This is a genomic window from Geopsychrobacter electrodiphilus DSM 16401, from assembly GCF_000384395.1.
GTDB lineage: Bacteria > Desulfobacterota > Desulfuromonadia > Desulfuromonadales > Geopsychrobacteraceae > Geopsychrobacter > Geopsychrobacter electrodiphilus.
In genome coordinates, this window is sequence record NZ_ARWE01000001.1 from 2259722 (window position 1) to 2283923 (window position 24202).

General features: G+C 52.7%; 22 protein-coding genes. 5 read left to right on the forward strand and 17 right to left on the reverse strand.

Features of this window, described 5'->3' with window-relative positions:
- Nucleotides 1–46 precede the first annotated feature (46 nt).
- The 3 genes from ahcY to D888_RS21395 form a co-directional block, all read right to left on the reverse strand.
- Nucleotides 47–1477 carry an adenosylhomocysteinase gene (ahcY, locus tag D888_RS0110685; RefSeq protein ID WP_020676549.1) on the reverse strand — a complete coding sequence of 477 codons (1431 nt, stop codon included), beginning with the start codon at nucleotides 1475–1477 and terminating at the stop codon, nucleotides 47–49.
- A gap of 50 nt (nucleotides 1478–1527) precedes the next feature.
- Nucleotides 1528–2445 (reverse strand): ArsR/SmtB family transcription factor, encoded by a 918-nt coding sequence (locus D888_RS0110690; RefSeq protein ID WP_020676550.1) that lies wholly within the window; start codon nucleotides 2443–2445, stop codon nucleotides 1528–1530.
- Nucleotides 2446–2554: 109 nt separating this feature from the next.
- Entirely contained in the window at nucleotides 2555–3643 is a 1089-nt protein-coding gene (locus D888_RS21395; RefSeq protein ID WP_020676551.1) for a TIGR04283 family arsenosugar biosynthesis glycosyltransferase, read from the reverse strand.
- Between the two features lie 170 nt (nucleotides 3644–3813).
- On the opposite strand from D888_RS21395, the gene eno reads away from it, so the two are divergent.
- Nucleotides 3814–5100: a phosphopyruvate hydratase gene (eno, locus tag D888_RS0110700; protein WP_020676552.1), complete on the forward strand. Its 1287-nt coding sequence runs from the start codon at nucleotides 3814–3816 to the stop codon at nucleotides 5098–5100.
- Nucleotides 5101–5171: 71 nt separating this feature from the next.
- On the opposite strand, the gene D888_RS0110705 is transcribed toward eno, so the two are convergent.
- The 3 genes from D888_RS0110705 to cas6 all read right to left on the reverse strand — a co-directional run bounded on the left by D888_RS0110705 (nucleotide 5172) and on the right by cas6 (nucleotide 6873).
- A complete protein-coding gene (locus tag D888_RS0110705; protein WP_020676553.1) occupies nucleotides 5172–5558 on the reverse strand; it encodes a hypothetical protein in 387 nt (128 codons plus the stop codon).
- 3 nt (nucleotides 5559–5561) lie between these two features.
- Complete coding sequence (locus tag D888_RS0110710) at nucleotides 5562–5882, reverse strand: TFIIB-type zinc ribbon-containing protein (RefSeq protein ID WP_020676554.1); 321 nt, start codon at nucleotides 5880–5882, stop codon at nucleotides 5562–5564.
- A 76-nt stretch (nucleotides 5883–5958) separates the two neighbouring features.
- Complete coding sequence (cas6, locus tag D888_RS0110715; RefSeq protein ID WP_020676555.1) at nucleotides 5959–6873, reverse strand: CRISPR system precrRNA processing endoribonuclease RAMP protein Cas6; 915 nt, start codon at nucleotides 6871–6873, stop codon at nucleotides 5959–5961.
- Nucleotides 6874–6976: 103 nt separating this feature from the next.
- On the opposite strand from cas6, the gene tgt reads away from it, so the two are divergent.
- Nucleotides 6977–8107 (forward strand): tRNA guanosine(34) transglycosylase Tgt, encoded by a 1131-nt coding sequence (gene tgt, locus D888_RS0110720; RefSeq protein WP_020676556.1) that lies wholly within the window; start codon nucleotides 6977–6979, stop codon nucleotides 8105–8107.
- A gap of 411 nt (nucleotides 8108–8518) precedes the next feature.
- Here the strand turns inward: tgt and D888_RS0110730 are convergent, their stop codons facing one another.
- The 4 genes from D888_RS0110730 to dnaE all read right to left on the reverse strand — a co-directional run bounded on the left by D888_RS0110730 (nucleotide 8519) and on the right by dnaE (nucleotide 14174).
- Nucleotides 8519–8719 (reverse strand): cold-shock protein, encoded by a 201-nt coding sequence (locus tag D888_RS0110730; protein WP_020676558.1) that lies wholly within the window; start codon nucleotides 8717–8719, stop codon nucleotides 8519–8521.
- 204 nt (nucleotides 8720–8923) lie between these two features.
- Nucleotides 8924–9664 (reverse strand): septal ring lytic transglycosylase RlpA family protein, encoded by a 741-nt coding sequence (locus D888_RS0110735; RefSeq protein WP_020676559.1) that lies wholly within the window; start codon nucleotides 9662–9664, stop codon nucleotides 8924–8926.
- Between the two features lie 4 nt (nucleotides 9665–9668).
- The gene (accA, locus tag D888_RS0110740; protein ID WP_020676560.1) at nucleotides 9669–10622 is read right to left on the reverse strand and encodes an acetyl-CoA carboxylase carboxyl transferase subunit alpha; all 954 of its coding nucleotides are present in this window, start codon (nucleotides 10620–10622) and stop codon (nucleotides 9669–9671) included.
- 81 nt (nucleotides 10623–10703) lie between these two features.
- Complete coding sequence (dnaE, locus tag D888_RS0110745; protein WP_020676561.1) at nucleotides 10704–14174, reverse strand: DNA polymerase III subunit alpha; 3471 nt, start codon at nucleotides 14172–14174, stop codon at nucleotides 10704–10706.
- Between the two features lie 241 nt (nucleotides 14175–14415).
- Between dnaE and D888_RS0110750 the strand changes: the two genes are divergently transcribed.
- Nucleotides 14416–15453 carry a GMP reductase gene (locus D888_RS0110750; RefSeq protein ID WP_020676562.1) on the forward strand — a complete coding sequence of 346 codons (1038 nt, stop codon included), beginning with the start codon at nucleotides 14416–14418 and terminating at the stop codon, nucleotides 15451–15453.
- A gap of 137 nt (nucleotides 15454–15590) precedes the next feature.
- Here D888_RS0110750 and D888_RS0110755 read toward each other — a convergent pair whose 3' ends face one another.
- From D888_RS0110755 to ilvD, 7 genes are all read right to left on the reverse strand, one after another.
- The gene (locus tag D888_RS0110755) at nucleotides 15591–16190 is read right to left on the reverse strand and encodes a Maf family protein (RefSeq protein ID WP_020676563.1); all 600 of its coding nucleotides are present in this window, start codon (nucleotides 16188–16190) and stop codon (nucleotides 15591–15593) included.
- A gap of 83 nt (nucleotides 16191–16273) precedes the next feature.
- Nucleotides 16274–16702 carry a hypothetical protein gene (locus tag D888_RS0110760; protein ID WP_020676564.1) on the reverse strand — a complete coding sequence of 143 codons (429 nt, stop codon included), beginning with the start codon at nucleotides 16700–16702 and terminating at the stop codon, nucleotides 16274–16276.
- A gap of 82 nt (nucleotides 16703–16784) precedes the next feature.
- Entirely contained in the window at nucleotides 16785–17798 is a 1014-nt protein-coding gene (locus D888_RS0110765; RefSeq protein ID WP_020676565.1) for a helix-turn-helix transcriptional regulator, read from the reverse strand.
- Nucleotides 17788–18165, reverse strand: a complete 378-nt coding sequence (locus D888_RS0110770; RefSeq protein ID WP_020676566.1) for a nucleotide pyrophosphohydrolase — start codon at nucleotides 18163–18165, stop codon at nucleotides 17788–17790. Before D888_RS0110770 ends, D888_RS0110765 begins: the two co-directional genes overlap by 11 nt.
- Nucleotides 18166–18204: 39 nt before the next feature.
- Entirely contained in the window at nucleotides 18205–18804 is a 600-nt protein-coding gene (gene leuD / locus D888_RS0110775) for a 3-isopropylmalate dehydratase small subunit (RefSeq protein WP_020676567.1), read from the reverse strand.
- On the reverse strand, nucleotides 18801–20228 hold the full coding sequence (gene leuC, locus D888_RS0110780) for a 3-isopropylmalate dehydratase large subunit (protein ID WP_020676568.1): 1428 nt from the start codon (nucleotides 20226–20228) through the stop codon (nucleotides 18801–18803). Before leuC ends, leuD begins: the two co-directional genes overlap by 4 nt.
- Nucleotides 20225–22093, reverse strand: a complete 1869-nt coding sequence (gene ilvD / locus D888_RS0110785) for a dihydroxy-acid dehydratase (RefSeq protein ID WP_020676569.1) — start codon at nucleotides 22091–22093, stop codon at nucleotides 20225–20227. Before ilvD ends, leuC begins: the two co-directional genes overlap by 4 nt.
- Before the next feature lie 214 nt (nucleotides 22094–22307).
- On the opposite strand from ilvD, the gene trhA reads away from it, so the two are divergent.
- Both trhA and D888_RS0110795 read left to right on the forward strand, forming a co-directional pair.
- Complete coding sequence (gene trhA, locus D888_RS0110790) at nucleotides 22308–22973, forward strand: PAQR family membrane homeostasis protein TrhA (protein WP_020676570.1); 666 nt, start codon at nucleotides 22308–22310, stop codon at nucleotides 22971–22973.
- 432 nt (nucleotides 22974–23405) lie between these two features.
- Complete coding sequence (locus tag D888_RS0110795) at nucleotides 23406–24137, forward strand: TorF family putative porin (RefSeq protein WP_020676571.1); 732 nt, start codon at nucleotides 23406–23408, stop codon at nucleotides 24135–24137.
- Nucleotides 24138–24202: the final 65 nt, after the last annotated feature.

A 24202-nucleotide genomic window follows, 5' to 3' on the forward strand; every position in this document is an offset into this window, starting at 1 on the left:
ATTTTTTTGAAACAGCCCCGACCTATGGGTCGGGGCTGTTTATTTTTCAGTACCGATAGTGATCCGGCTTATAAGGTCCCTCAATCGGGATATCAATATACGCCGACTGTTCGGGGGTCAATGTTGTGAGTTTTGCACCCAATTTATCCAGATGCAGGCGCGCAACCTTCTCATCGAGTGTCTTCGGCAAGACGAAGACACCTTTTGCATAGTTTTCGTTATTGCAGTAAAGCTCGATCTGCGCCATGACCTGATTAGTGAAAGAGTTTGACATGACAAAACTGGGATGCCCCGTAGCGCACCCCAGATTGAGTAAACGACCTTCAGCCAACACGATCACCGCGTGCCCATCCGCAAAGACCCACTGATCGACCTGATTGCCGTGTTCAACGGGATTCTTGATATTGATCTTCTTGATTCCCGGCGTTTTCGCCAAACCTGCCATGTCAATCTCGTTGTCAAAGTGACCGATATTCCCAACAATAGCGTTATGTTTCATCTGCGCCATGTGACTCGCAGTGATAATATGGAAGTTACCGGTGGTGGTGACAAAGATATCGGCGCTGGCAACAACGTCCTCAAGAGTCTTGACCTCGTAGCCTTCCATCAGTGCCTGCAGGGCGCAGATCGGATCGATTTCGGTAACAATCACTCGTGCACCCTGGCCACGCAACGACTGGCAACAGCCCTTACCGACGTCCCCATAACCGCAAACCACTGCGACCTTACCCGAGATCATTACATCGGTCGCACGCATGATACCGTCAACCAGCGAGTGGCGACAGCCGTAGACGTTGTCGAACTTGCTCTTGGTTACCGCGTCGTTGACGTTCATCGCCGGGAAGGGCAGAAGGCCATCGCGTTGAAGCTGGTACAGGCGGTGGACGCCGGTCGTGGTCTCTTCGGTCACCCCCTTGATTGACGCCTGGATAGCCGTCCAGTTGTTGCGCTTTTCGGCGATCGAAGCCTTCATGCCGGTCACCAGTTCAACCCAGTCTTCAGGGTCATCGGCTTTTAATTGTGGCACCCCGTCAAGCTCCCATTTAGCACCATTTAAAACCATCATGGTTGCGTCACCGCCATCATCCAGAATCATGTTGGGGAGTTGACCACCAGGCCAGGAGAGAGCCTGCTCGGTGCACCACCAGTATTCTGCGAGGGTCTCCCCTTTCCATGCGTAAACTGGAATCCCCGTCGCCGCAATGGCGGCGGCGGCGTGATCCTGAGTTGAAAAAATATTACATGAGGCCCAACGAACTTCGGCTCCCAGCACAATCAAGGTTTCAATCAGGACCGCCGTTTGAATGGTCATATGCAACGAGCCGGTGATCCGCGCGCCTGCAAGCGGCCGGGCAGCACCAAACTCCTCACGCAGCGCCATCAAACCCGGCATTTCGACCTCAGCCATGCCTATCTCACGCCGCCCGAAAGCAGCCAGTTTCAAATCCTTAACCTTGTAGTCGGTAAATACACTCATTTTCAAAAAACTCCTGTCATCGTTTGTTCCGCCAACCACAGGCGGGAAGATTATGGTTTTTTCAGTTCTGTCAATATGACAGTGTAATCCAATTTTGCACCAACCAGAGGCTCACTCATCACAGAGTTAAAACCAGCCTTCCTCCCCCAGCCAAACAATTCTTCAGGGGTAAATCCAAGCCACTGATCTGCCAACTTTTCACGCATCCACTCCTCCTGATGCCGTAGTAAATCAGCAATGAACAATACCCCCCCGGGTCGCAGTACGCGGAAGATTTCGCGTAACACCGTCGATGGGTCGGAGGCATGATGCAGGACCATATTGAGAACAGCGGTATCGACAGACGATGATTCAAGGGGCAAATGTTCCATCTCCCCGAGGCGCAAATCAATACCGTCGGGATCAAACCCCTTAAGCCGCTGTCGAGCAGCTGCCAGCATTGCTGGAGCATGATCAACCCCGATGACCCGGTCACTCTTGCGACGCAACGCCTCCAGCAATCCACCTGTACCGACGCCGACCTCAAGCAAACAGCTGGAAAGCGGCAAGCTCGTCAGCAACCGATCAACATAATGCGGAGTCGGCAACAGCCGCCGCGCCAGATGATCCCAATCGCGGGCATGACGATCAAAGAAGAGTTGGCTGCGTTCTCGACGTGCCGCGAGTACCGAAAGGACCGCTGCTCGATCTGTCACCGCCTCAGCCAGTTGTTCGAACTCAGGTTTAAGAAAAGGGAGCAGGAGCCCGCAAAGAGAATCGGTCGGCTGCAGCCGATAATAGGCCCAAGTCCCCTCGCGCTTCACCGACAACACCCCAGCCTCAAGCAGAATCTTCAAATGCCGCGAAATGCGCGACTGCCCCATCTTCAGGATCTTTAACAGCTCCTGCACCGTAAATTCACCCTGCTGCAAAATGTTCAACAGGCGCAAACGGGTCGGGTCAGCCAACGCTTTAAAAAGTTCGAGCATTCCTATATCCAAATTTGTTTAATTAATAATATCGAGTTTTCTTGATATATCAAAAACCAGAAAACCGGGTCAAGTCTTTTCCCAAACAAAACCCGGCGGATCTAACCTGTCAGACTGAAGTTATTTTGTTTATCCGAATCCTCCGTTCGACAAAAAGCAACCAGAACCAGGTTGAATAAAACCAGATCCAGAGCAGAACAGTTGCAGCCAAACGTCCTGGTGGGTGGTTGGTCAACAGGTTGTAAATCGGTTCGAAAATTTTGACCCAGGTCATCTTCCCCTGTCCGGGTGGAACGCCTTTTTTGAATTCTCGCTTCGCATCCAGAGCAAAGGCCAATTGCCATGCGTGCCCCTGGACATAACTGCCACTCCGATACCAGACTTTCATTCGTTGACCGAAGGGAAGCCCGAGCATACTACGCCTCACCTGACGAAAAAAGGGACGCATGCGTAAAGTACCACTCACCCCCTGCTGACGATAAACCGAAATTGCTTGGGCAAAGAATTCTTCCCAACCGATACTGCGAAAGCACATGATCAAAGCGTTAAGGAGTTGGCGTTGCCAGAGTCCTTCGGTTTCAAACCGCCGGGCAGAGGTTGAAATCTCGGATGTCAGGAGCTCCCAGCGTCCGATCCGGCGTAAGCGCTCGGCAAAATCCGTATCTTCCATGACTGGCAGATTCTCACGAAAATGACCAACGCGCTGAAAGGTTTCGCGAGACAGCATAAAACCCTGATCACCGTGGATGCATTCCCGACGGGGTAAACGCGCCTTCCATTCATAATAGTAGAAACCAGGAGTTGCCGCATGATGCGAACGGTAACGAAAACGCAATGGAAACCGTCCCGCAACAAGATTACGCTTATGATCTTTCATTTGATCGAGCGCATTCCGCAGCGCACGATCGTCATAAAAACGGCTGTCAACATGCAGCAAGAGAAGCCAACCGGCGTTAGCCTTTAAAATCCCTGCGTTCAACTGCCGCCCTCTCCCCTTGGCACCAACCAGCAAGGAGACGCGAAATCCACAAAATCGCGCATATTCAGAAACCACCGCCGCAGGATCATCAGACGATCCGCCATCACTCAGGATGACTTCAAAATCGACATCTCGCTGGCGCACAAGATCTGTAAGCAGGCAGCGCAACTGTTCATTTTCATTTAAGATGGGGACGATAATAGAAAGTTCGGGGGTCATCAGTATCACTTTGTCAGGAATGATCTCGGGTAAAAAACGGCAGGTCAGATAAAAAGCGCTTCACATAGGCAAATACACTGCTATAAGATGAGTCTTTTTCCAATCCGGCCCGACCGCACTCGGCAGTCAGGACGATACCTTTTTCACCATATCGTATCAAGGGGAATGCCATGAGCGAAATTATTGATGTATATGCCCGCGAAATTCTTGATTCACGCGGCAACCCGACTGTAGAAGTCGAAATTGCCCTCGAAAGCGGCGTCATGGGGCGCGCCGCAGTCCCGAGCGGCGCTTCAACAGGAGAGCGCGAGGCGCTCGAACTTCGTGATGGCGACATGACACGCTACCTCGGCAAAGGCGTTCTCAAGGCCGTTGAGCATGTTAATAACATCATTGCAGCTGAACTGGTCGGCTTCGAAGCCAATGACCAGGTGGGAGTTGACCGCAAGTTGCTTGATCTTGACGGCACCGATTTCAAAAGCAATCTCGGCGCCAATGCACTCCTGGGTGTTTCAATGGCTTGTGCACGCGCTGCGGCCGAAGAGGCAGGCCTGCCGTTGTATCAATATATCGGCGGAGCTAATGCTAAAGAGTTACCGGTGCCGATGATGAATATTTTAAACGGTGGCGAACATGCCGATAATAATGTCGACATTCAGGAATTCATGATCATGCCGGTCGGCGCTGAAACCTTCAAAGAAGCCCTACGCATGGGCGCTGAAGTTTTTCATGCGCTTAAGAAGGTACTTAAAAACAAAGGCTACAACACTTCGGTTGGCGACGAAGGCGGCTTTGCACCAAACCTTGGCAGCAATGAAGAAGCATTACAGGTCATCATGGAAGCGATCAAGGCTGCGGGCTACAAAGCGGGCGAAGACGTCCTGCTGGCCCTCGACGTGGCAGCATCAGAGCTTTACAAAAACGGCAAGTACAACTTTGCCAACGAAAAACAAGCCATCAAGACCTCAGCTGAAGTTGTCGCCTTCTATGAAGATCTGGTCGCTCGCTACCCGATCATCTCGATTGAGGATGGCCTCGCCGAAAATGACTGGGACGGCTGGAAACTTTTGACCGAAAAGCTGGGAGGCAAGATTCAGATCGTCGGTGACGACCTATTTGTGACGAATACCAAAATTTTGAAAGAAGGCATTCAGAAGGGCATTGCCAACTCGATCCTGATCAAACTCAACCAGATTGGCACACTAACCGAGACCCTCGAAGCGATCGAAATGGCCAAACGTGCCGGCTACACTGCGGTTATTTCTCATCGTAGCGGCGAAACTGAAGATACCTTTATCGCAGACCTAGCCGTAGCGACTAATGCTGGCCAGATCAAGACCGGGTCTCTCTGTCGGACCGACCGTGTATGCAAATACAACCAGTTGCTGCGTATCGAAGATGAACTGGACAATGTTGCCGTTTTCGCAGGGAAAGAGGTTTTCTACAACCTGCGCTAACATCAGCTTGAATAAAAAAAGGCCCGTGAGTATGAGACTCACGGGCCTTTTTTTGATAATAGGATTGCCTTTCAGACTGGATAAAGGCGGTAACTGCTCCCCTCTTTTTCCCGCCGCACGCTCCCTGCTTGGTCAAACTTACGCAACCTCTTCTGCAGTTCACGTCGATCACTATCAGGAAAGCGCGCATACACTTCGGCTTGAGACAGTCCTGGGTTCAGTGCGACAAACGCCAGAATCTCAACGCCCAGATCTTCTTCAGTTGTAGTTACAATAGGGGCTTTTTCAGGTGTTGAGGCATCAAAAGGCGGCGTTTCAACAAATGAATGCTCCTCATGTTGATCCGACACTAGGTTCTGTTCCTCGCGAATTTCACGCTCAATGGTAAGAAGACGCTGGTAAACGTAATATCCACCGGCTATCAGGGTAGCCAGAAGCAGCAGCATAAACCAGTGCATAATTCAGCTATCCTCCTCCGAAAAATGATTCTCTTCCTGACCAAACCAATGATCAAACCAGGTCCGGTGATCTTTTTGTGCGAGAATCTTCAAATCATTCGGACCGAGCCAAACGCCCCCACAATTGACACAACGATCGAGCGGCACGCCTCTAAAACTTACGGGTTTCAGTTGCTCACCACACTTTGGACAACAATTGTGACAGTGTGACTTGATAAGGGTCGATTCTGCTTCCTTTTTCATCTGCTCAATCAGTTGCTGTTCCTGGCGATGAAAATATCCATTTTCGAGGGCTTTTTCCCGATCTTCCCAAGCGTCTTTCATAGGCACCTCCGTGGCTTAAAAGTAAATAGGATCGATACCATTATACCCGAAGGGGAGGTAAGAACAACTGATCCGGTCACGAAAGGCGATACCGCCCGGCACCGAAAGCTGCACCTTTCCCGAGCCCTAAAAGTTCACCGATCTTAAGTACTGGCCAGAGGTCCAAGAGTTCATCTCCTTCTAGGGTCAATTTCCCCATCAGGCCTCCGACCTCTTCTTTACGATCAAGAGAACGCCAATCCTGCCAAAAGAATCTGTTGGCCAAAGTCCTTACGCGTGCAGCCTGCTGTATCAGCAACTCAACATCAAAGACATCCTCCACCTCGGCCCAGATAGCACACATTCCGGTTACCCGGCGCAGCAAAAAAGGGAATACCTCTGTAAAGTCAGGTTTAAACAGGGGTCGACCATTTTTTAAAAGACGTGCGGGGGTCAGAAATTCGAGAGTAATTTTTTGCGGAATATGGGTCACAAAAAGTTCTGCCAGGTCAAGGAGTTGTGGGGTCAGGAGATAAGGGCCAGACCGCCACAGCGGCAGAGACTGGAGATTACAGTTATTCTCTATGCTGTCGAGATAAAAGCGACCCCTGTTCAGGGTAAGACCGATTTCTCCAAGAATTTCAAGCAAACCAGAAAAAACCTTGATTTGTCCTATGCCTCGGCCAAAAAAACAGACATTGAGCGAAAGCATATCGCCAGGTTCATAAGAAACAGCCTTCAATTGATCAATCTGCAACACAAACCCAGGCGCTGGCTGTTGAGTACGCCGCAGGATTTCTGAATCGAGCGCTCGCGGGGGGTGCAAGAGTTGGCGAAGTTCCTCCCGCTCTGCATCTACAATTAGCCCTGTATTTAACAGCCGGTTCAATTCTCGCCGCAGACGTAACAATCCATATGCGGGAAGCTCAAAATCCTCCAGCAACCGTAACTTATAGCCCAACAGGGTGTACTCAGCACGATGAAGTATATTTTCCAGCGAAGCGTGATTCAAGAGTCCAGACTCTTCCTTGCGTGCGCACGGCGATTCTGCTATACGTCTATCGCCCTGCCGCCAGACAAATTCGCCAGACAAGGCTGATGAAACGGAGATATCGATGTTCAGTTTTGAGCTTCTAAACAAAGATCCAAAAACCTCTGCCCGTCGCGGACGCTTAAAGACACCGCATGGCACCATAGAAACCCCAATTTTCATGCCTGTAGGGACCCACGGAGCGTTGAAGGCGCTGACCCCAGCGCAGGTCGAGGAAACTGAAGCTCAGATCATTCTGTCAAACACCTATCACCTGCACCTTAAGCCAGGGGAATCTCTGGTTAAGAAAGCAGGCGGGCTACATACTTTTATGAACTGGAAACGCCCTATCCTGACCGACAGTGGCGGGTTTCAGGTCTTCTCCCTGCCGAATAAACGTATCGGTGAGGAAGGTGTTCATTTTCGTCATGAACTGACTGGCGAAGAAATCTTTCTTGGGCCCAAAGAAGCGATGCAGATCGAGAACGATCTGGGCGCCGATATTATCATGGCCTTCGACGAATGTATCCCCTACCCGGCGACCCATGATTATTCTGCCAAATCTATCAAAAAAACCTTGCGCTGGGCCGAAAACTGTTTAAAACATCACGGGCGGAATGATCAGGCCCTGTTCGGTATTGTGCAGGGATCGATCTATCCCGATCTGCGCAAAGAATGCGCTGAGCAGTTGACCCTTATGGATTTCCCCGGTTATGCCGTTGGTGGCGTCAGTGTTGGAGAAGGGTTGGACCTGCTGAAAAAGGTGGTCGAATACACCGCTCCATTCCTTCCCGAAAATAAACCGCGCTACCTGATGGGAGTTGGGCTACCGGAAGATATTCTCGAAAGCATCGAGCGCGGGATGGATATGTTCGATTGCGTCATCCCGACCCGATATGCCCGCAGTGCCACGGTATTTACCAGTCGGGGAAAATTGCGCTTGACCAATCGCCAGTATCGACGTGATTTCTACCCGGTTGACCCGGCCTGCGACTGCTATTGTTGTCAAAATTTCACCCGCGCCTACCTGCACCACCTCTTTAATGCTAACGAAATCCTGTCGGCAACGCTATCGGCGATACACAATGTCCGTTTCTATCTCAACATGGTCGCCAGCGCACGCAAGGCGATCGAAGCCGGAGACTTTACAGGATTTAAAGATGACTTCCTTGGGGACTACGGCTCGACAGCCGAGATAAAGAAAAAAAAGAAATAAAAACAATCGCCTGGTCGATTTAGACCCTCGCCAGCCCGTCCGCCTGTTAGCCCTGGTCTCCGACGCGCAATTCAAGCAGAGAACTTTGCTCGGTCATACAATCCGGGCATTCAAAAATCCGTGTGTCATGCCACCAGGGTTCTTGCCCCCAATAGGCAGGATTGCCAATTGAATCAATATGCCGACACACCCGATTAAAATTCTTGGGCTCATCACATCTCCTGCAATATAGCCAGACCCTCCCCTCAACACAGGCCTGTAAAAATTCACCTGGATTAGACATAGCTTCCCTTTCAAAAGCAACCTCATCAGTGACATTTTAATGAAACTTGAAGAGATCGGCAATGTGCATAAATAAAAAAAGGGTCGACGCGAGTCGACCCTTCAAGATATTACAACTGAGTTTTAGCCTCAGATTTTGGTGATATTGCTTGCTTGAGGACCTTTTTGGCCTTCAGACACGTCAAAACGTACGCGCTCACCTTCGTTGAGGGATTTGAAGCCCTCACCAGAAATAGCCGAGAAGTGTGCGAACACATCAGGCCCATTGTCTTGCTCGATAAAACCAAACCCTTTAGCATCATTGAACCACTTAACAGTACCTTCAGCCATCTTTTCTACTCCTCATTGTTCTTTGTGAAATAAACTGCCTCAAAGTTAAGACAGACAAGCAGGTCATCCCCCCTGATGGGCCGACCCACGTCCTACTCTCAATAAACTCAAGTAATTAAACGTGGAGAAGGCCTCGATGTCAAGAGACATACTCATTTTTTTTTACGAAATAATGAGTACATATGGATTGGGCAGTTGCGGCCGTCAGTCAAATGCAACGACAAATACACCGGGGAAACCACTGTGCGCTAACTTTTCTTTTACAGACTCAGCCATCTGGAGTGAATGGAAATCACCAACACGGACACGATAAAGGGCTCGCCCATCGGTGTCGCTAAAATTAACATCAGTCCGCGTAAAACTTGGCTTTAATTTTTGGGCAAGTCGTTTGGCGTTGCCTTCCTGAGCGAAAGCTCCAACCTGAACGGCAAAGCTGCCGGTATCATAATCGACCGGCGCTGAGTAGATTTTTTTTGCCCCCTGCTGATGAGGATAACCGAGAGCAACAATGTCGACAGGGGCCGTCCCCTGCTCAACAACATCCAGCTCTTTCGCCGCTGAAAAAGAGAGGTCGATAACCCGCCCGGCAACAAAAGGACCCCTGTCGTTGATGCGCACCACGGCCGATTTGCCGTTGCGACGATTCGTCACCCGCACCTCAACCCCGAGAGGCAAAGTCTTGTGTGCGGCCGTCATCGCATACATATCGTAAATTTCGCCGTTACTGGTCAAGTGACCGTTAAACTTCTTACCGTACCAACTGGCTATCCCACGCTGAGTAAAACCCTGATGGTCACGCAGAGGTTGATATCTCTGGCCGTCAACTTCATATGGTTTTTGCCAGCCTTTCAGTTGGCGAGTCTCTGGAGTTTCAATGACTCTTGTCGTATGTGCACTACAAGCGGCCAGGACCAAGGTCAAAAGAACCCATCCAAAAAGACGCATCTGACTACTCTTCGATCTGGGTCATACCCCGAAAACGCTGATAACGTTGTTCGATCAGTTCATCGGGAGAGAGTTTCGACAGCTCTTCCAAATGACGTTTCAGATAATCTTTAAGGGTATTGGCCGCTGTTTTATGGTCACTGTGCGCACCACCAAGTGGTTCGGGGACCACATCATCAATCACGCAGCCCAACTCTTCAACATCTCGCGAAGTCAGCTTCAGTGCTTCGGCCGCCTGCGGCCCCTTGGTGCCGTCGCTCCATAAAATAGCGGCGCAGCCTTCTGGTGAAATAACGGCATAAACCGAGTATTCCATCATCAATACCCGGTTGCCGACCGCAATCGCCAATGCGCCGCCCGAACCACCCTCCCCGGCGATCGTGACAATAACAGGGACTTTAAGCAAAGACATCTCGCGCAAATTACGCGCAATCGCCTCGGCCTGGCCGCGTTCTTCGGCACCGATACCAGGAAAAGCACCAGGAGTGTCAACAAAAGTGAAGATCGGCAAGCCGAACTGCTCGGCCATCTGCATGACACGCAGCGCCTTGCGGTAGCCTTCAGGATTTGGCATGCCAAAGTTGCGGTAGACTTTCTCTTTGGTGTTCCGCCCTTTCTGATGCCCGATCACGCAACAGGGGCGACCTTCAAAGCGGGCGAAGCCGCAAACAAGGGCCGGGTCATCCCGAAAATTGCGGTCTCCATGGACCTCAAACCAGTCAGTAAAGATCAGGTTGATATAATCAAGCACGTAGGGACGGTCAGCATGCCGCGCCAGTTGAGTACGCTGCCAGCGGCTGAGATTTGAGAAAATTTCCTTTTTTAATTTTTCAGATTTTTTTTCAAGCTTCTTGATATCACTGCCAAAATCAACATTATCCGTTGAGAAATCACGGAGTTCGCCTATTTTTGCCTCAAGCTCGGCCAGAGGCTTTTCAAATTCAAGGTAGTTGCTCATCGATCGCTCCTTTGCAAAACGAAGGGCACAGCATATAGGAGTTTGTCCCAGGGTTCAAGCAACAAGGTCATGATGGCCGGGTCACTCAAAGGTCATTATATTATAACCGAACAGTTTTGCCGCTTCGGCCATGGCCTCGTCTGACGCCGCCATCCTCAGCTGTTCAGGGAGCCGGATAATGGTTTCGCTCCGGTTGGGGATGACCATATGCAGAGCAACATCACAGTTGCCACGATAACGCTGTACAATTGACTTGAGCTCGCGCAATTGCATCTCATCAAGCCCTGGTGTGGTCAGCCGGATATTAACCCGTCTGGTCTGCTTCTGCGCAGCGTCACGCAGCAATTCGACCTCATTAACCAGCAGCTTGCAGGCCTCCTCACCGACATCGAGTTCGCCGGTCAGCAAAAGAGGTTCCTCCCCTTTCAACAGTTCCATTGAGCTAGCGTAAACCTCAGGAAAAACCACGCATTCAACCGACCCGCACAGATCTTCAAGGCTGATAAAGGCCATCCGATCCCCTTTTTTGGTCATCAACTCCTTAATGCCGGAAACAATTCCGCACAAACGAACCTTCTCCTTGTCTGTCCGTTCTGTCAGCCCTGAGCTGTCACATGTGGTGAAACGCTTGATCTGGTCGGAAAAGCGATCTAAAGGGTGTCCCGAGACATAAAAACCAAGGGATTCCTTCTCATACGCCAGCAGATCTTTCTCATCCCATTCCTCAATTTCGGGGAGAACTCCATACCCATTCCCCGCAACCGAAACGACCTCATGGCTTCCGAACAACGACTCCTGGCCAGATTCTCTCTCGCGCTGCAAACGCTGACCGATCTCCATCGCCTCCTCAAACGCAGCCATAAACTGAGCGCGCTTCCCACCGAGAGTATCGAATGCTCCACACTTGATCAGGGCTTCGACCACTTTCTTATTGACCTTACGCAAATCGACCCGCTCACAAAAATCCTGCAGCGAATTAAAGGGCTTCCCTTTTCGTACCTCTATAATCGATTCGAGAGCCGCCGCCCCAACCCCCTTGACGGCACCAAGTCCAAACCGAATCGCTGTCGCGCTAACCGTAAAAGAGCGATCCGAGGCGTTAATATCAGGCGGAAAAACTTCGATCCCCATGGACCGCACTTCGCTGATATTTTTGATCACCTTGTCGGTATTCTCCATATCCTCGGTCAGCAGGGCGGCCATAAACTCAACAGGATAATGAGCCTTCAGATAAGCGGTGTGATAAGCGACCAGGGCATAGGCCGCGGAATGGGATTTATTGAAACCATACTCGGCGAACTTGGCCATCAAATCGAAGATCGCCTCGGCTTTCTTAACATCAAGTCTCTGCTCCCTGGCCCCGGTGAGGAAAGGCTCCTTCTCCTTAGCCATGACCACCGGGTCCTTTTTCCCCATCGCCCGCCGCAACAAGTCGGCACGACCGAGGGAATATCCGGCCAGCGTGCGCGCAATCTGCATGACCTGTTCCTGATAGACAATAACCCCATAAGTATCCTTCAGTATCGGTTCAAGCTGCGACAGCGTTTGGACGAAACTTTCAACCCCGTTCTTGCGTTTGATGAATGAGTCAACCATCCCTGACCCCAGTGGGCCTGGACGATAAAGCGCCACCATGGCAATCAGATCTTCAAAACAGCTCGGTTTGAGCTTGACCAGATATTCTTTCATTCCCGAGGATTCAAGCTGAAAAACGCCAGTCGTCTCGCCGCGCGACAGCAGTTCGTAGGTTTTCTTGTCATCATCCCCGATCAGCTTCAGATCGAAATCGGCAACGCCCCCCTCACGCACCAGCCGCACGGCGTTCTCGATAACCGTCAGGGTTTTCAGGCCCAGAAAGTCAAACTTGACCAGACCGATTTTCTCGACATATTTCATCGGAAACTGGGTGACCTGCCCGCCCGATTTCGGGTCAGTATACAGCGGTAGATACTCCGACAGCGGCTTCGGGGTCACCACCACTCCGGCCGCATGGGTCGAAGCATGACGAGTTAGCCCTTCAAGAGCCAGGGAAATACGGACCAACTCCTTAATTCTGGAATCCTTCTCGACCAGAGTTTTAAGTTTCGGCTCTTGCACCAGCGCATCTTTTAATGTGATACCAAGGACGTTCGGTACCATCTTGGCAATTTTATCGACCTCTCCGTAAGGGATATTCAGCGCCCGCCCGACATCCCGCAGTACCCCTTTGGCAAGCATGGTACCGAAGGTGATGATCTGGGCGACATTTTCGTGACCGTACTTTTCACGAACATAGTCAATCACCCGTTCACGACCATAAATGCAAAAATCGACGTCGATATCCGGCATTGAAACCCGCTCAGGATTCAGGAAACGTTCAAACAGCAGATTATACGGGAGCGGATCGATATCAGTGATACGGACCGACCATGCCACCAGACTCCCGGCGGCACTCCCGCGGCCAGGTCCGACCGGGACTCCGTTGTTTTTCCCCCAGTTGATAAAATCGGCGACGATCAGAAAATATCCAGGGAAGCCCATCTGAGCGATACAATCGAGCTCTGTCTGCAACCGAGCATGATACTCCTTAAGTTTCTCATCGCTAATTTCGCGCACCTTGCGCACCTCGCCCAGGCGTTCTTCGAGCCCCTGCCAACTCATTTCGGCCAGAACCTCATCCAGCGACTTGTCGGCCGGTTTTTCATACTGCGGAAAATGATAAGTATTGAAATCGAGCTCAAGGTTGCACTGAGCGGCGATCTTCAACGTGTTGGCTAATGCTTCAGGATGCTCGGGGAAAAGATCCGCCATCTCCTGCGGACTTTTGACGTAAAATTCATCGTTGGCGAAGCGCATCCGCTTCGGGTCATCCATCGTCTTACCGGTCTGGATACAGAGTAAAACCTCGTGGGCGAAGGCATCTTCGCGCCGCAGATAATGACAATCGTTTGTCGCAACCAGTGGCAGAGAGAGCTCACGCGAGAGCTGAATCAACCCGTCATTGGCCCTTCTCTGCTCAGGGATGTAATTCTCCTGCAGTTCCAGATAAAATCGTCCGTTATCAAAGATCTGCGACATTTCAGTCGCGCGGCGTAATGCCTCCTCCGGTTGACCGAGATTAAACAGGGTCGGCAACTCGCCACCGAGGCAGGCTGACAGGGCAATCAGTCCCTCATTGTGTTGAGCAAGCAGGTCCCAGTCGATCCGCGGCCGGTAGTAAAACCCCTCGCGATAGGCGGCAGAAATCAGACGGCAGATATTTTGATACCCGGCCAGGTTTTGACAGAGCAGAATCAGGTGATAAGAAGCCTCTGATGAGCCCCGCGCGTTCCCCTTGGTAAAACGGGATCCGGGCGCAACATAGACTTCACAGCCGACAATCGGTTTGATTCCGGCAGCATGTGCTTTGCTGTAAAATTCGACCGCGCCGAACATGTTGCCATGGTCTGTGACAGCCACCGCCGGCATATTAAAATCTTTGGCACGCGTGATCAGCTCATCAAGTTTGATTGCACCATCGAGCAGGCTGTATTGGCTGTGAAGATGAAGATGGACGAAAGCGGATGATTGCATAAAAGACAGGGCCCAAGGGAACGAGAATTAAAACTTAACTAGCTGATTTATTGAGGTTTTCAAATAAGGCAGAGCGCTGAAAAGCATGCTGATTTTGATGACGAATTCTAGCACCGCCGCAGCTCGAGGGTCAACCGAAACGACCTCCTCACCGCTGAATAAATCAATCCTTTATAAACCTGCGGCTGCCGGATACAATGGTCGATATACCTACAAAATATTACACAGGAGACAAACCCATATGCGTATTGAACATGATCTCAAGCTCGGCTTCAAGGATGTCCTGATCCGGCCCAAGCGCTCCACATTGAAAAGCCGTGCCGAAGTGAAGCTTGAGCGCAGCTACACCTTTCTGCACAGCCAATTGCAATGGAGCGGGGTGCCGATTATAGCAGCCAACATGGATACCGTTGGCACCTTCGCCATGGCCGAGGCCCTGGCCAAACACGATATGCTCTGCGCCCTGCACAAACACTACAGCTTGCAGGAATGGCAAGACTGGTTGAAGCAGGCAGGTGAAAATATCTATCAAAGGATTATGGTCAGTACCGGGACCTCGGACAACGATATGGAGAAATTAAAGGCGGTTTTAAGCATCGCACCACAGCTACAGTTTATCTGCATTGATGTCGCCAATGGCTACGCCGAATCCTTCGTCGACTTTGTCTCGCGGGTACGTGAAGCCTATCCGCAGATGACGATCATTGCCGGGAATGTCGTCACCGGAGAGATGGTCGAAGAACTGCTGCTCGCCGGGGCCGATGTCGTCAAAGTCGGAATCGGCCCCGGCTCAGTTTGCACCACAAGGGTAAAAACCGGAGTCGGTTACCCGCAACTTTCGGCGGTGATTGAATGTGCCGATGCTGCTCACGGTCTGGGTGGCAGAATCATCTCAGATGGCGGCTGCATCTGTCCTGGCGATGTTTCAAAGGCGTTCGGCGCCGGTTCTGATTTTGTCATGCTCGGCGGGATGCTCGCCGGCCATGATGAGAGCGGCGGTCAACTGGTTGAGCGTGAGGGGCTACAATACAAACTCTTTTACGGCATGAGTTCATCAACGGCCATGAGTAAACATGTGGGCGGTGTAGCAGAATACCGCTCTTCTGAAGGGAAAACAGTTGAAGTCCCCTATCGCGGGGTCGTTGAAGAGACCCTGCGTGACATTCTCGGCGGGGTGCGCTCTACCTGCACCTACGTCGGCGCTGCAGAACTGCGTGAACTGACTAAGCGCACGACTTTTATTCGCGTTCAGGAGCAGGAGAACCGCACCTTTTCCTGATTCTTTGTTGAGAAAGCTTCATTCAACCCATGCTTCTGGCATGTCGCCTCACGAACTGTCAGCTATCGTTTCCCAATCACAGGGGTTTAGTCAAAGGGCTAAACCCCATAAATATCTCTCAGGGATTCGGGTGGGATCTAAACTGTCGCTTTAGAAGCGAAGACTTCAACACCAAACTTTTTAAGCATGCTGACAAGTTTAATCAGCGGCAACCCGATCAGGGTGTTGTAATCATCCCCCGCCATTTTTTCCATCAGCGCGATCCCCAGTCCCTCAATTTTAAAGGCACCAGCACACTCGTAGGGCTTTTCACGCCGCACATAATCAATGATCTGGGCATCGCTCAATGCGCGTAAACTGACAGAAAACGCGGAAAAGTCAGTTTGATATGCGCTGTTCTCGCTGTCAAAGATGGCAATTCCGGTAAAAAATATGTGCGTGCGGCCGGCCATCTGCCTGAGCTGAGAGATTGCAGCCTCTTCGCTCCCCGGCTTCCCAACGGCCCGCCCCCGTTGATCAACAAAAACCTGATCGGAACCGATGATCAACGCATTGGGATAGCCCTCCGCAAGGCTCTGAGCCTTACCCAGGGCGAGATGTCGCACCAGCAGTTCGGGGGCGATCGCCGGATCAATCGTTTCTTTGAAGGATGGAGCCGCGGTAATGAAGGGCAGTTGCAACTGCCGCAGCAATTGCAGACGGTAAGGACTGGTCGAAGCCAGAATCAGTTGGCGCATAGAGTTCCCCGCTGGGCAAAAGATTCCAATCTTTACCGCAGCAGTTCACAAAAAGCAACGTCAACCCACCACTCCAACAAGGGTCAGCCCAGCTGATGTTTACGCCAGACAGGTCCCGGTTCACAGATCCACTGATGAGGACGTTCTATGCGGCTCATAGGCCAGAATGGCGCGCAGGAAGGTTCGGCGACGGCCACAAATTTCTGCAACCATTGGCCTGTCTCGGAATTGAATGATTTTTCACTACGAAAACTGAGCTCTTTAAAACACCGGGTGAGCCCCTCTTCAAGGACCTCCTGCTCGTAGCGGCCGGAGAGGGAATCTCCTTCACTCTCCCATATCGGCAGGAGGACAACCTTCAGTTGATCGCCTACGCAGGCTTCGAACCAGTCTTCGGCGCTGCCGTCTCCGACGATCCCGGATATTTTGAGGCCGGCTGAAGATGGTTGAATTGAAGAGATGGCAAAGTAAAAGGAATTCTCATACCCGGAGAGATTGAAGTGAGAAATCATTCTGTCCTCCTTTAGACGTTAAAGACTGTTTGCTGCTTCAGTACAGTCTACGCACAAGAGTGACAGAATATTACACACAGCCTCAGACTGTGGACTTCTCAAGGGTCTGGCGTAGAGCCTGTAAAAATTTCTCACGCAGGGTCTCGGGACCGAGGATCTGCACATGCGGGAGCATTGAGAAGAGCCAGGAGAGAATTTCAGTATCACCGGCGGCGCTGAATTGCAGGCGCACTGCACCGTCTGGACACTCTTCCAGTTGTTGCTGCGGGTGCCAGATTCGTTCACGGATCAGATGGGCGATCGGTTCGGCAAATAGCAGATCAAGGCTACGCTCCGGCCCCTCGTCGATCAATCCGAAGGCGCTGCCCGTAAGCTGAGCGGGGCGGTAATCGTCCGGGACCTCGAAGCGGTCGTCGACGGGACTGACCGCCTCGATCCGATCCAGCAGAAACAGGCGTAACGCCTTGCGATTATGCGCATAGCCGCCCAGGTAGAGCGAACTGTTATAAAAAAGCAGGGTGTACGGATCGAAAAGATAGTCGGCCGCTTCGCGCCGCGCCGGGGCGTAACGAATTTTGCAGCGTTGCTGTTTGAGCAGGGCCTGACGCAACAGGGTCAGAATTTCACGCTTGCCACTATAGTCACGAAAGCCTTGAATTTTAGAACTGCCCGCTTCGGCAATCCGTTCGAGATGCGCAACCGAACGGGCTGGAAGGCCAGAACGCAGGCGATTGAAGACCGCATCGAGATCCTCTTGAAAGGGGGTCCCCTGAAGGAAGTCGAGCTGACCGCGACACAGGTAAAGGGTCATCAGCTCTTCAAGGGAGAAGGTGATCGGCGGCAGGTTCTTGAAACCGGCGACAAAACGATAAATCACTTCGCCTGAATCCTGACGTTCCTTGATCAGCGGATATCCGGCCTCTTCTATCGCGACCAGGTCACGGTAGACCGTACGCCTGGTCACCTGACACTCCTCGACAAGTTCCTCGACCGTCGCCCCGAAACGCTGCTCAAGAATCCGGATAACGTCATGCAGACGCGCCGCCTGGCTGTACTTCTTAGCCGGTTTGCCAGGTTTTCTAAGTCTATTTTTCATCGTTCTTCAAGTAGTAGGTGTATTTGTGTGATTTCCCCTGGACCTGATCGACCGGATATTTACGGATATTCTTCTCCATCTTGGCCAGCACGGTTTCCGCCAGATCCAACTTGAGAAAATTAGCCATGGACAACGAATAGATGATGATATCAGCCAACTCCTCCCCCATCTCGGCCAGCGCTTTATCATCCAGCTGTTTCGACTGCTCGACGGTCAGCCACTGAAAATGCTCCATCAACTCGGCAGCTTCGATCGCTATCGACATGGCGATATTCTTCGGCGTGTGAAATTGCTCCCAGTCCCGCGCGTGAACAAAATCGTCCATTTTCTCCTTCAAATCCTGCAGGGTGATGCGTGCATCGCTCATGTCAATTCCATTTCTGTTAGCGCCCGTTTTTAGATGAGATCAAAAACCGTTGAGGTAGGGAATTTCGGTAACGCGCTGACGAACCTTCCCCATATTTTCCAGCAATTGTCCGGTTGCATCCCAGAGGCCGCGCAAAAACATCTGCCGCGCCCCTTCAGGGATGCTGGCGGCAAACGTCAATTCACCTGCGCGCACCTGCCCGGCGACAAGGTCAACCTCAACCCGCAGCTTCGGATCAGCTTCGATCACCGATTGCAATTTCTCGATCTCGGACGCTGACAGGCAGACACAGGGCAGGCCGAGCGCAATATTATTATTGAAGAAGATTTCGGCGAAGCTGGAGCCGACCACAGCATTGATCCCCCACTTCTGCAACGACTGCGGGGCGTGCTCGCGTGAAGAGCCGCAGCCAAAGTTGTTTCCGGCGATCAGGATACTGGCGCCAGCGTAAGCGGCGTTATCAAATGGATGAACTTTGCCTGCGGTTTTTAACTGAATCCGGTCATCGGCAAAAACGTGCTCACCGAGGCCGTCAAAGGTCACACAACGTAAAAAACGCGCCGGGATAATGCGGTCGGTGTCGATATCGTTGCCGCGCAAAGGGATGGCGCGGCCGCTGATTGTGGTAATGGCACTCATGACTTCACCTCCCGCTTTAATAAGGGCCGCACATCGCTGACCTTCCCTTCAAGGGCCGCGAGTGCCACCATCGCTGGCGACATGAGCAAGGTGCGACCAGAGGGTGAACCCTGGCGCCCTTTGAAATTGCGGTTACTGGTGCTGGCGCAGATCTGCCGACCGATCAGCTTGTCCGGGTTCATCGCCAGACACATCGAGCAGCCGGCGTTACGCCAGTCAAAGCCATGGGCGACAAAGATTTTATCCAATCCTTCAGCTTCGGCCTCAGCCTTGACCGCTTCGCTCCCCGGCACGACCACGGTTTTAACCGAAGCGGGCACCCTGCCACCATGCAGTTGACAGATATGCGCCACTTCGCGCAGATCACTGATGCGGCCATTGGTGCAGCTGCCGATAAAGGCGACATCGATCGCCAGGCCGAGCATCGACTCCCCAGGTCTCAGATCCATATATTCATAGGCCTGCCGAATAAGATCCTGCTCCTCCTCTTCAAAGCTGGCGACCTGCGGCAGCGCTTCATCCAGCCCCAGCGCCTGCCCCGGCGTGATCCCCCAGGTCAAGGTCGGCGAAATGTCACTGGCATCGAAGCGTACCAGATCATCATAGTCGGCATCGACATCCGAGGCGATACTCCGCCACCAGGCGACCGCCCGCTGCCATTCATCCCCCTTAGGCGCAAACTCGCGACCCTTAAGGTAATCGAAGGTGATCTGATCGGGATTGATATAGCCACAGCGCGCGCCGCCTTCGATCGCCATATTGCAGATCGTCATACGCTCTTCCATCCCCAGCGCCTCAATACAGCTGCCGGCGAATTCGTAGGCGAAACCAACCCCGCCTTTGACGCCGAGATGGCGGATGATGTGCAGAATGACATCCTTGGCAAAGACCCCGGGTGCCAGTTTGCCGTTGACCTCAACCCGCCGCACCTTGAGCGGCTCCATCGAGAGGGTCTGGGAGGCGAGCACATCGCGCACCTGGCTGGTGCCGATACCGAACGCGATGGCGCCGAATGCGCCGTGGGTCGCGGTGTGACTGTCGCCGCAGGCCACGGTCATCCCCGGCTGCGTCAGACCCAGCTCCGGCGCGATGATATGCACCACCCCCTGTTTGCCGCTGCCGACGTTATAAAGCCGGATTCCGCTTTCTCTGGTGTTTACTTCCAGCGACTGCATCATCTCTTCGGCCAGGGTGTCGACAAAAGGACGAGTCTGATCAGCGGTCGGAACAATATGATCCACGGTCGCGAGAGTCCGCTCGGGAAAGGCCACCGTGAGATTTCGCTCACGCAACATGGCGAAAGCCTGCGGACTGGTGACTTCATGAATCAGGTGCAGTCCGATAAACAGCTGCCGCTGTCCGCCTTCCAGTTGGCCAATCTCATGCAGCTGCCAGACCTTATCAAACAGGGTGCCACGGCTCATAAGTTTTCTCCCCGACAAATCGAGAGGACATTCAGGTCTCGCACCGCGCCACGGTCGGCGCTGGTCGCCATCGCCGCATAAACTCGCAGCGCGGAACTCACCTCACGCTGGCGCCCCACAGGTCGCCAGCCGCCATCAGTTCTGGATTCCATCGCCTTACGGCGTTTGGCCAATTCGGCATCGCTGATGTCGATGCGGATGCTCCGCTGCGGGATATCGATCAGAATGGTATCCCCCTCTTCGACCAGGGCGATAGCCCCGCCACTGGCCGCTTCAGGCGAGACATGGCCGATCGACAGTCCGGAGGTTCCACCCGAGAAACGACCGTCGGTCACCAGGGCGCAGGCCTTGCCGAGTCCTTTGGACTTGAGGTAACTGGTAGGATAGAGCATCTCCTGCATGCCGGGGCCACCCTTGGGCCCTTCGTAGCGGATCAGGACCAGATCACCTTCTATAATCTGGTCAGCGAGAATCGCTTCGACCGAGGCTTCCTGACTCTCGAAAACACGGGCGCGCCCGCTGAATTTTAAGACCGACTTATCGACGCCGGCCGTCTTGACGATGCAACCGTTGGGCGCCAGGTTGCCGTAGAGCACCGCCAGTCCACCGTCCAGGCTGTAGGCATGGGCCAGATTGCGGATGCAGCCGGTTTCGCGATCCTGATCAAGACTCTCCCATTGGCGGTCCTGACCAAAGGCTTCGAGCATCGGCCGTCCACCGGGTGCCGCAAGGTATCGCTGTTGCGCTTCTGGCACTGCATTTCCCGCGATATCCCAGCGATTCAACGCTTCTGCCAGGGTCGGCGCATACACCGTCGCCACCGAGGTGTCGAGCAGCCCGGCTCGTGCCAGTTCGCCAAGAATGGCGAAGACCCCGCCGGCGCGATGGACATCTTCCATGTGAAAATCTGGAGTCGAAGGTGCCACCTTGCACAGGTGCGGCACCTTGCGCGAGAGGGCGTCGATCTCCTGCATGTTGAAAGGCACGCCAGCTTCCTGCGCGGCGGCCAGCAAGTGGAGTACGGTATTGGTCGAGCCGCCCATGGCGATATCCAGGCACATGGCGTTACGGAACGCGGGCAGGGTTGCTATGTTGCGCGGCAAAACGCTGCGGTCCTCCTGTTCATAGTAACGTTTCGTGATCTCGACTATCCGACGTCCCGCTTCTTCAAACAGGTCACGACGGCGCACGTGGGTTGCCAGCAGCGAGCCGTTGCCAGGCAGGCTCAAGCCCAGCGCCTCGGTCAGACAATTCATCGAGTTCGCGGTAAACATCCCCGAGCAGCTGCCGCAGGTCGGACAGGCTGAACGCTCAACCTCAAGACATTCAGCATCACTGATCTTGTCATCGACTGCCATGACCATGGCATCGACCAGATCAAGCCCCTTCTCTTTTCCATCGAGAATAACCTTGCCGGCTTCCATCGGGCCGCCGGAGACAAAGATTGCAGGGATATTCAACCGCATGGTGGCGTTAAGCATGCCGGGGGTAATCTTGTCGCAGTTGCTGATGCAGACCAGCGCATCGGCGCAGTGGGCATTGGCCATATACTCGACCGAGTCGGCGATAATCTCGCGGGACGGCAGACTGTAGAGCATGCCGCCATGTCCCATGGCGATGCCATCATCAATGGCGATGGTATTAAATTCTTTGGCGATGCCGCCGGCCTTTTCGATCTCGCGACAGACCAATTGCCCGAGATCCTTCAGATGCACATGACCCGGCACAAATTGGGTAAAAGAATTGACCACGGCGATGATCGGCTTGCCGAAGTCCCCCTCTTTAACTCCAGTTGCGCGCCACAGGGCGCGGGCACCGGCCATATTGCGGCCACTCGTCGTCGTTGCTGAACGGTATGGAATCATCACCTGCTCCTTCTAAATAAATTAGGCCTTCGACGTCGTCGAAAACCGCTCCTATAAATATACGCTGAACTCCCTTTGCGATGTAACCGTCGACCCAACTTTTCATCGTCTTAGCCGGACGTAAAAGTTGCGTAAAACCACAGCGGCAGTGAGCTACTGTAAAGCGGGACATGTTACAAGAAGATAACAGATATGACCAGAGAGGATTCACGCGATGGAAGATCTAGGGAAAAAACCGGCCTACGGATTCGGTGAAGAGATCGCCAACAGCGTGACCCATGGTATCGGGATCCTGCTTGCCATTATCGGCCTGGTGGTGATGCTCTATTTTTCGGAGCGCTATGGCAACCGATGGCATCTGGTTTCCTGCAGCATTTTTGGCGTCACCCTGGTCTTTTCCTATACGGCCTCGACCCTCTACCACAGCATCCCGATGGCTGGTCCCAAACGGATTCTGCGGATCTTCGATCATGCCGCGATCTATCTGTTGATCGCCGGCACCTATACCCCCTTCGCCCTGATCAGCCTGCGCGGGCCATGGGGCTGGTCACTCTTCGGCACCACCTGGGGCCTGGCCATCACCGGTATCCTGTGCAAGATTTTCATCCCGCGAAAAATCGCTGGCCTTTCGACCCTGCTCTACATTGCCATGGGCTGGGTCGTGGTCATCGCAGCACGGCCGATGTTAACCCACGTTGAACCCGGCGGGTTGATCTTGTTACTCGCAGGTGGACTGGCCTACACCGGCGGCGTTATCTTTTACGCCTGGGAGCGCATGCCCTACAACCATATGGTCTGGCACCTGTTTGTCATGGCTGGCAGCACCTTGCATTTTTTCGCGATTCTGCTCTATGTGATACCCGGACCCGCCGGGGTTTAAGCCCTTCAGGACGAAAAAGCAGACCAACGCTTGTCTGTTGCATAGCTCCTGCACACCCGCGACCTTATCTGCCTAAATTTACAGCAGGCATCCTGGGACAACAACGATCAGTATCCGCAAAACAGGCCATTTAAAAATGGCACGAAGTCTGCTTTGTTGACTGCCATGATCCACAGGCATAATCCGTCGGACAGATTCGAGTAGTTAACCGACAATGCCCCGACAGACCCAAGAAGAAAAGTAACCCGGGTAGCAGAACGATGATGTCCTGCCGTAACCCTGAATCAAAGAGCAAAGGTGCTCTGACCTTCCACATGAAGGTCAGAGCACCTTTTTTTTTAAAAAAAATACGCCACATCATCCGGCAGATCTTGCTGATCTGGCCGACTCTATCAATGCGGCATTGTCGCAAATTTAAAGGAGCAGAACCACATGAAAACCCAAAAATCTATTGTCGCCCTTTTCGCCCTGCTGGTTTTGGCCAGCGTCACTATTCCGGCTGCAACTGCCAGCGCTGCCATCAAGGTTGAGGGCGATGCCTACGCCGGCATCAGCAGCAAATACCTGTGGCGTGGATTCGATCTCAGTAATGGTAAAGCCGTTGCCCAGGGGGGCATGGACCTCAGCGCCCATGGTGTGACCCTCAGTTACTGGAGTAATCTGGATTTACGCAGCAGCGAGTTGAATGAAACCGATTTCACCATCGACTATTCTACTGATTTAAACGATAAATTGGCCTTAAGCGTGGGCAACATCTTCTACGCTCTGGACGGTGCGTCTGATACCAATGAACTCTATCTGGGCCTCAGCCTGAAAACCTTGCTGTCACCGACCCTGACTGTCTATTACGACTATGACCAGGCGCAGGAGACCGGGCTGTACTACACCCTGGCGATCAGTCACGATCTAGAGATCAGTAAAGACTTCAGCCTCAGCCTGGGAGGGCTGATCAGCTATAACCAGAAAAGTGACTACGCCGTCGGCAACTACAGCGCCCTGCACAACTACGAATTGAGCCTGTCCGGGGCCTACGCAATCACCGATCAAATCAGCATCAGCCCCAGCATCATCTATTCGAATGCCCTGAGTGACACCGCAAAAAATTCGCCCAACCCTATCGGCAGCGAATTCGTCGGCGGCCTGAATCTGACTCTGAACTTCTAGAAATCAATTTTTTTATAGCTGGAATGATTTATTAAACGTGAATGGGCCATCTCGGTAAAATGAGG

Excerpts from the sequence above, each read along its gene's own strand:
- D888_RS21395 (WP_020676551.1), bottom strand. The coding sequence starts at position 3,643 with ATGACCCCCGAACTTTCTATTATCGTCCCCATCTTAAATGAAAATGAA.
- leuD (WP_020676567.1), bottom strand. The coding sequence starts at position 18,804 with ATGAGTGCCATTACCACAATCAGCGGCCGCGCCATCCCTTTGCGCGGC.
- D888_RS0110735 (WP_020676559.1), bottom strand. The coding sequence starts at position 9,664 with ATGCGTCTTTTTGGATGGGTTCTTTTGACCTTGGTCCTGGCCGCTTGT.
- D888_RS0110690 (WP_020676550.1), bottom strand. The coding sequence starts at position 2,445 with ATGCTCGAACTTTTTAAAGCGTTGGCTGACCCGACCCGTTTGCGCCTG.
- D888_RS0110765 (WP_020676565.1), bottom strand. The coding sequence starts at position 17,798 with ATGAAAAATAGACTTAGAAAACCTGGCAAACCGGCTAAGAAGTACAGC.
- D888_RS0110750 (WP_020676562.1), top strand. The coding sequence starts at position 14,416 with ATGCGTATTGAACATGATCTCAAGCTCGGCTTCAAGGATGTCCTGATC.
- accA (WP_020676560.1), bottom strand. The coding sequence starts at position 10,622 with ATGAGCAACTACCTTGAATTTGAAAAGCCTCTGGCCGAGCTTGAGGCA.
- ahcY (WP_020676549.1), bottom strand. The coding sequence starts at position 1,477 with ATGAGTGTATTTACCGACTACAAGGTTAAGGATTTGAAACTGGCTGCT.
- D888_RS0110755 (WP_020676563.1), bottom strand. The coding sequence starts at position 16,190 with ATGCGCCAACTGATTCTGGCTTCGACCAGTCCTTACCGTCTGCAATTG.
- dnaE (WP_020676561.1), bottom strand. The coding sequence starts at position 14,174 with ATGCAATCATCCGCTTTCGTCCATCTTCATCTTCACAGCCAATACAGC.
- D888_RS0110705 (WP_020676553.1), bottom strand. The coding sequence starts at position 5,558 with ATGCACTGGTTTATGCTGCTGCTTCTGGCTACCCTGATAGCCGGTGGA.
- D888_RS0110770 (WP_020676566.1), bottom strand. The coding sequence starts at position 18,165 with ATGAGCGATGCACGCATCACCCTGCAGGATTTGAAGGAGAAAATGGAC.
- leuC (WP_020676568.1), bottom strand. The coding sequence starts at position 20,228 with ATGAGCCGTGGCACCCTGTTTGATAAGGTCTGGCAGCTGCATGAGATT.
- trhA (WP_020676570.1), top strand. The coding sequence starts at position 22,308 with ATGGAAGATCTAGGGAAAAAACCGGCCTACGGATTCGGTGAAGAGATC.
- D888_RS0110730 (WP_020676558.1), bottom strand. The coding sequence starts at position 8,719 with ATGGCTGAAGGTACTGTTAAGTGGTTCAATGATGCTAAAGGGTTTGGT.
- D888_RS0110760 (WP_020676564.1), bottom strand. The coding sequence starts at position 16,702 with ATGATTTCTCACTTCAATCTCTCCGGGTATGAGAATTCCTTTTACTTT.
- D888_RS0110795 (WP_020676571.1), top strand. The coding sequence starts at position 23,406 with ATGAAAACCCAAAAATCTATTGTCGCCCTTTTCGCCCTGCTGGTTTTG.
- D888_RS0110710 (WP_020676554.1), bottom strand. The coding sequence starts at position 5,882 with ATGAAAGACGCTTGGGAAGATCGGGAAAAAGCCCTCGAAAATGGATAT.
- ilvD (WP_020676569.1), bottom strand. The coding sequence starts at position 22,093 with ATGATTCCATACCGTTCAGCAACGACGACGAGTGGCCGCAATATGGCC.
- eno (WP_020676552.1), top strand. The coding sequence starts at position 3,814 with ATGAGCGAAATTATTGATGTATATGCCCGCGAAATTCTTGATTCACGC.
- tgt (WP_020676556.1), top strand. The coding sequence starts at position 6,977 with ATGTTCAGTTTTGAGCTTCTAAACAAAGATCCAAAAACCTCTGCCCGT.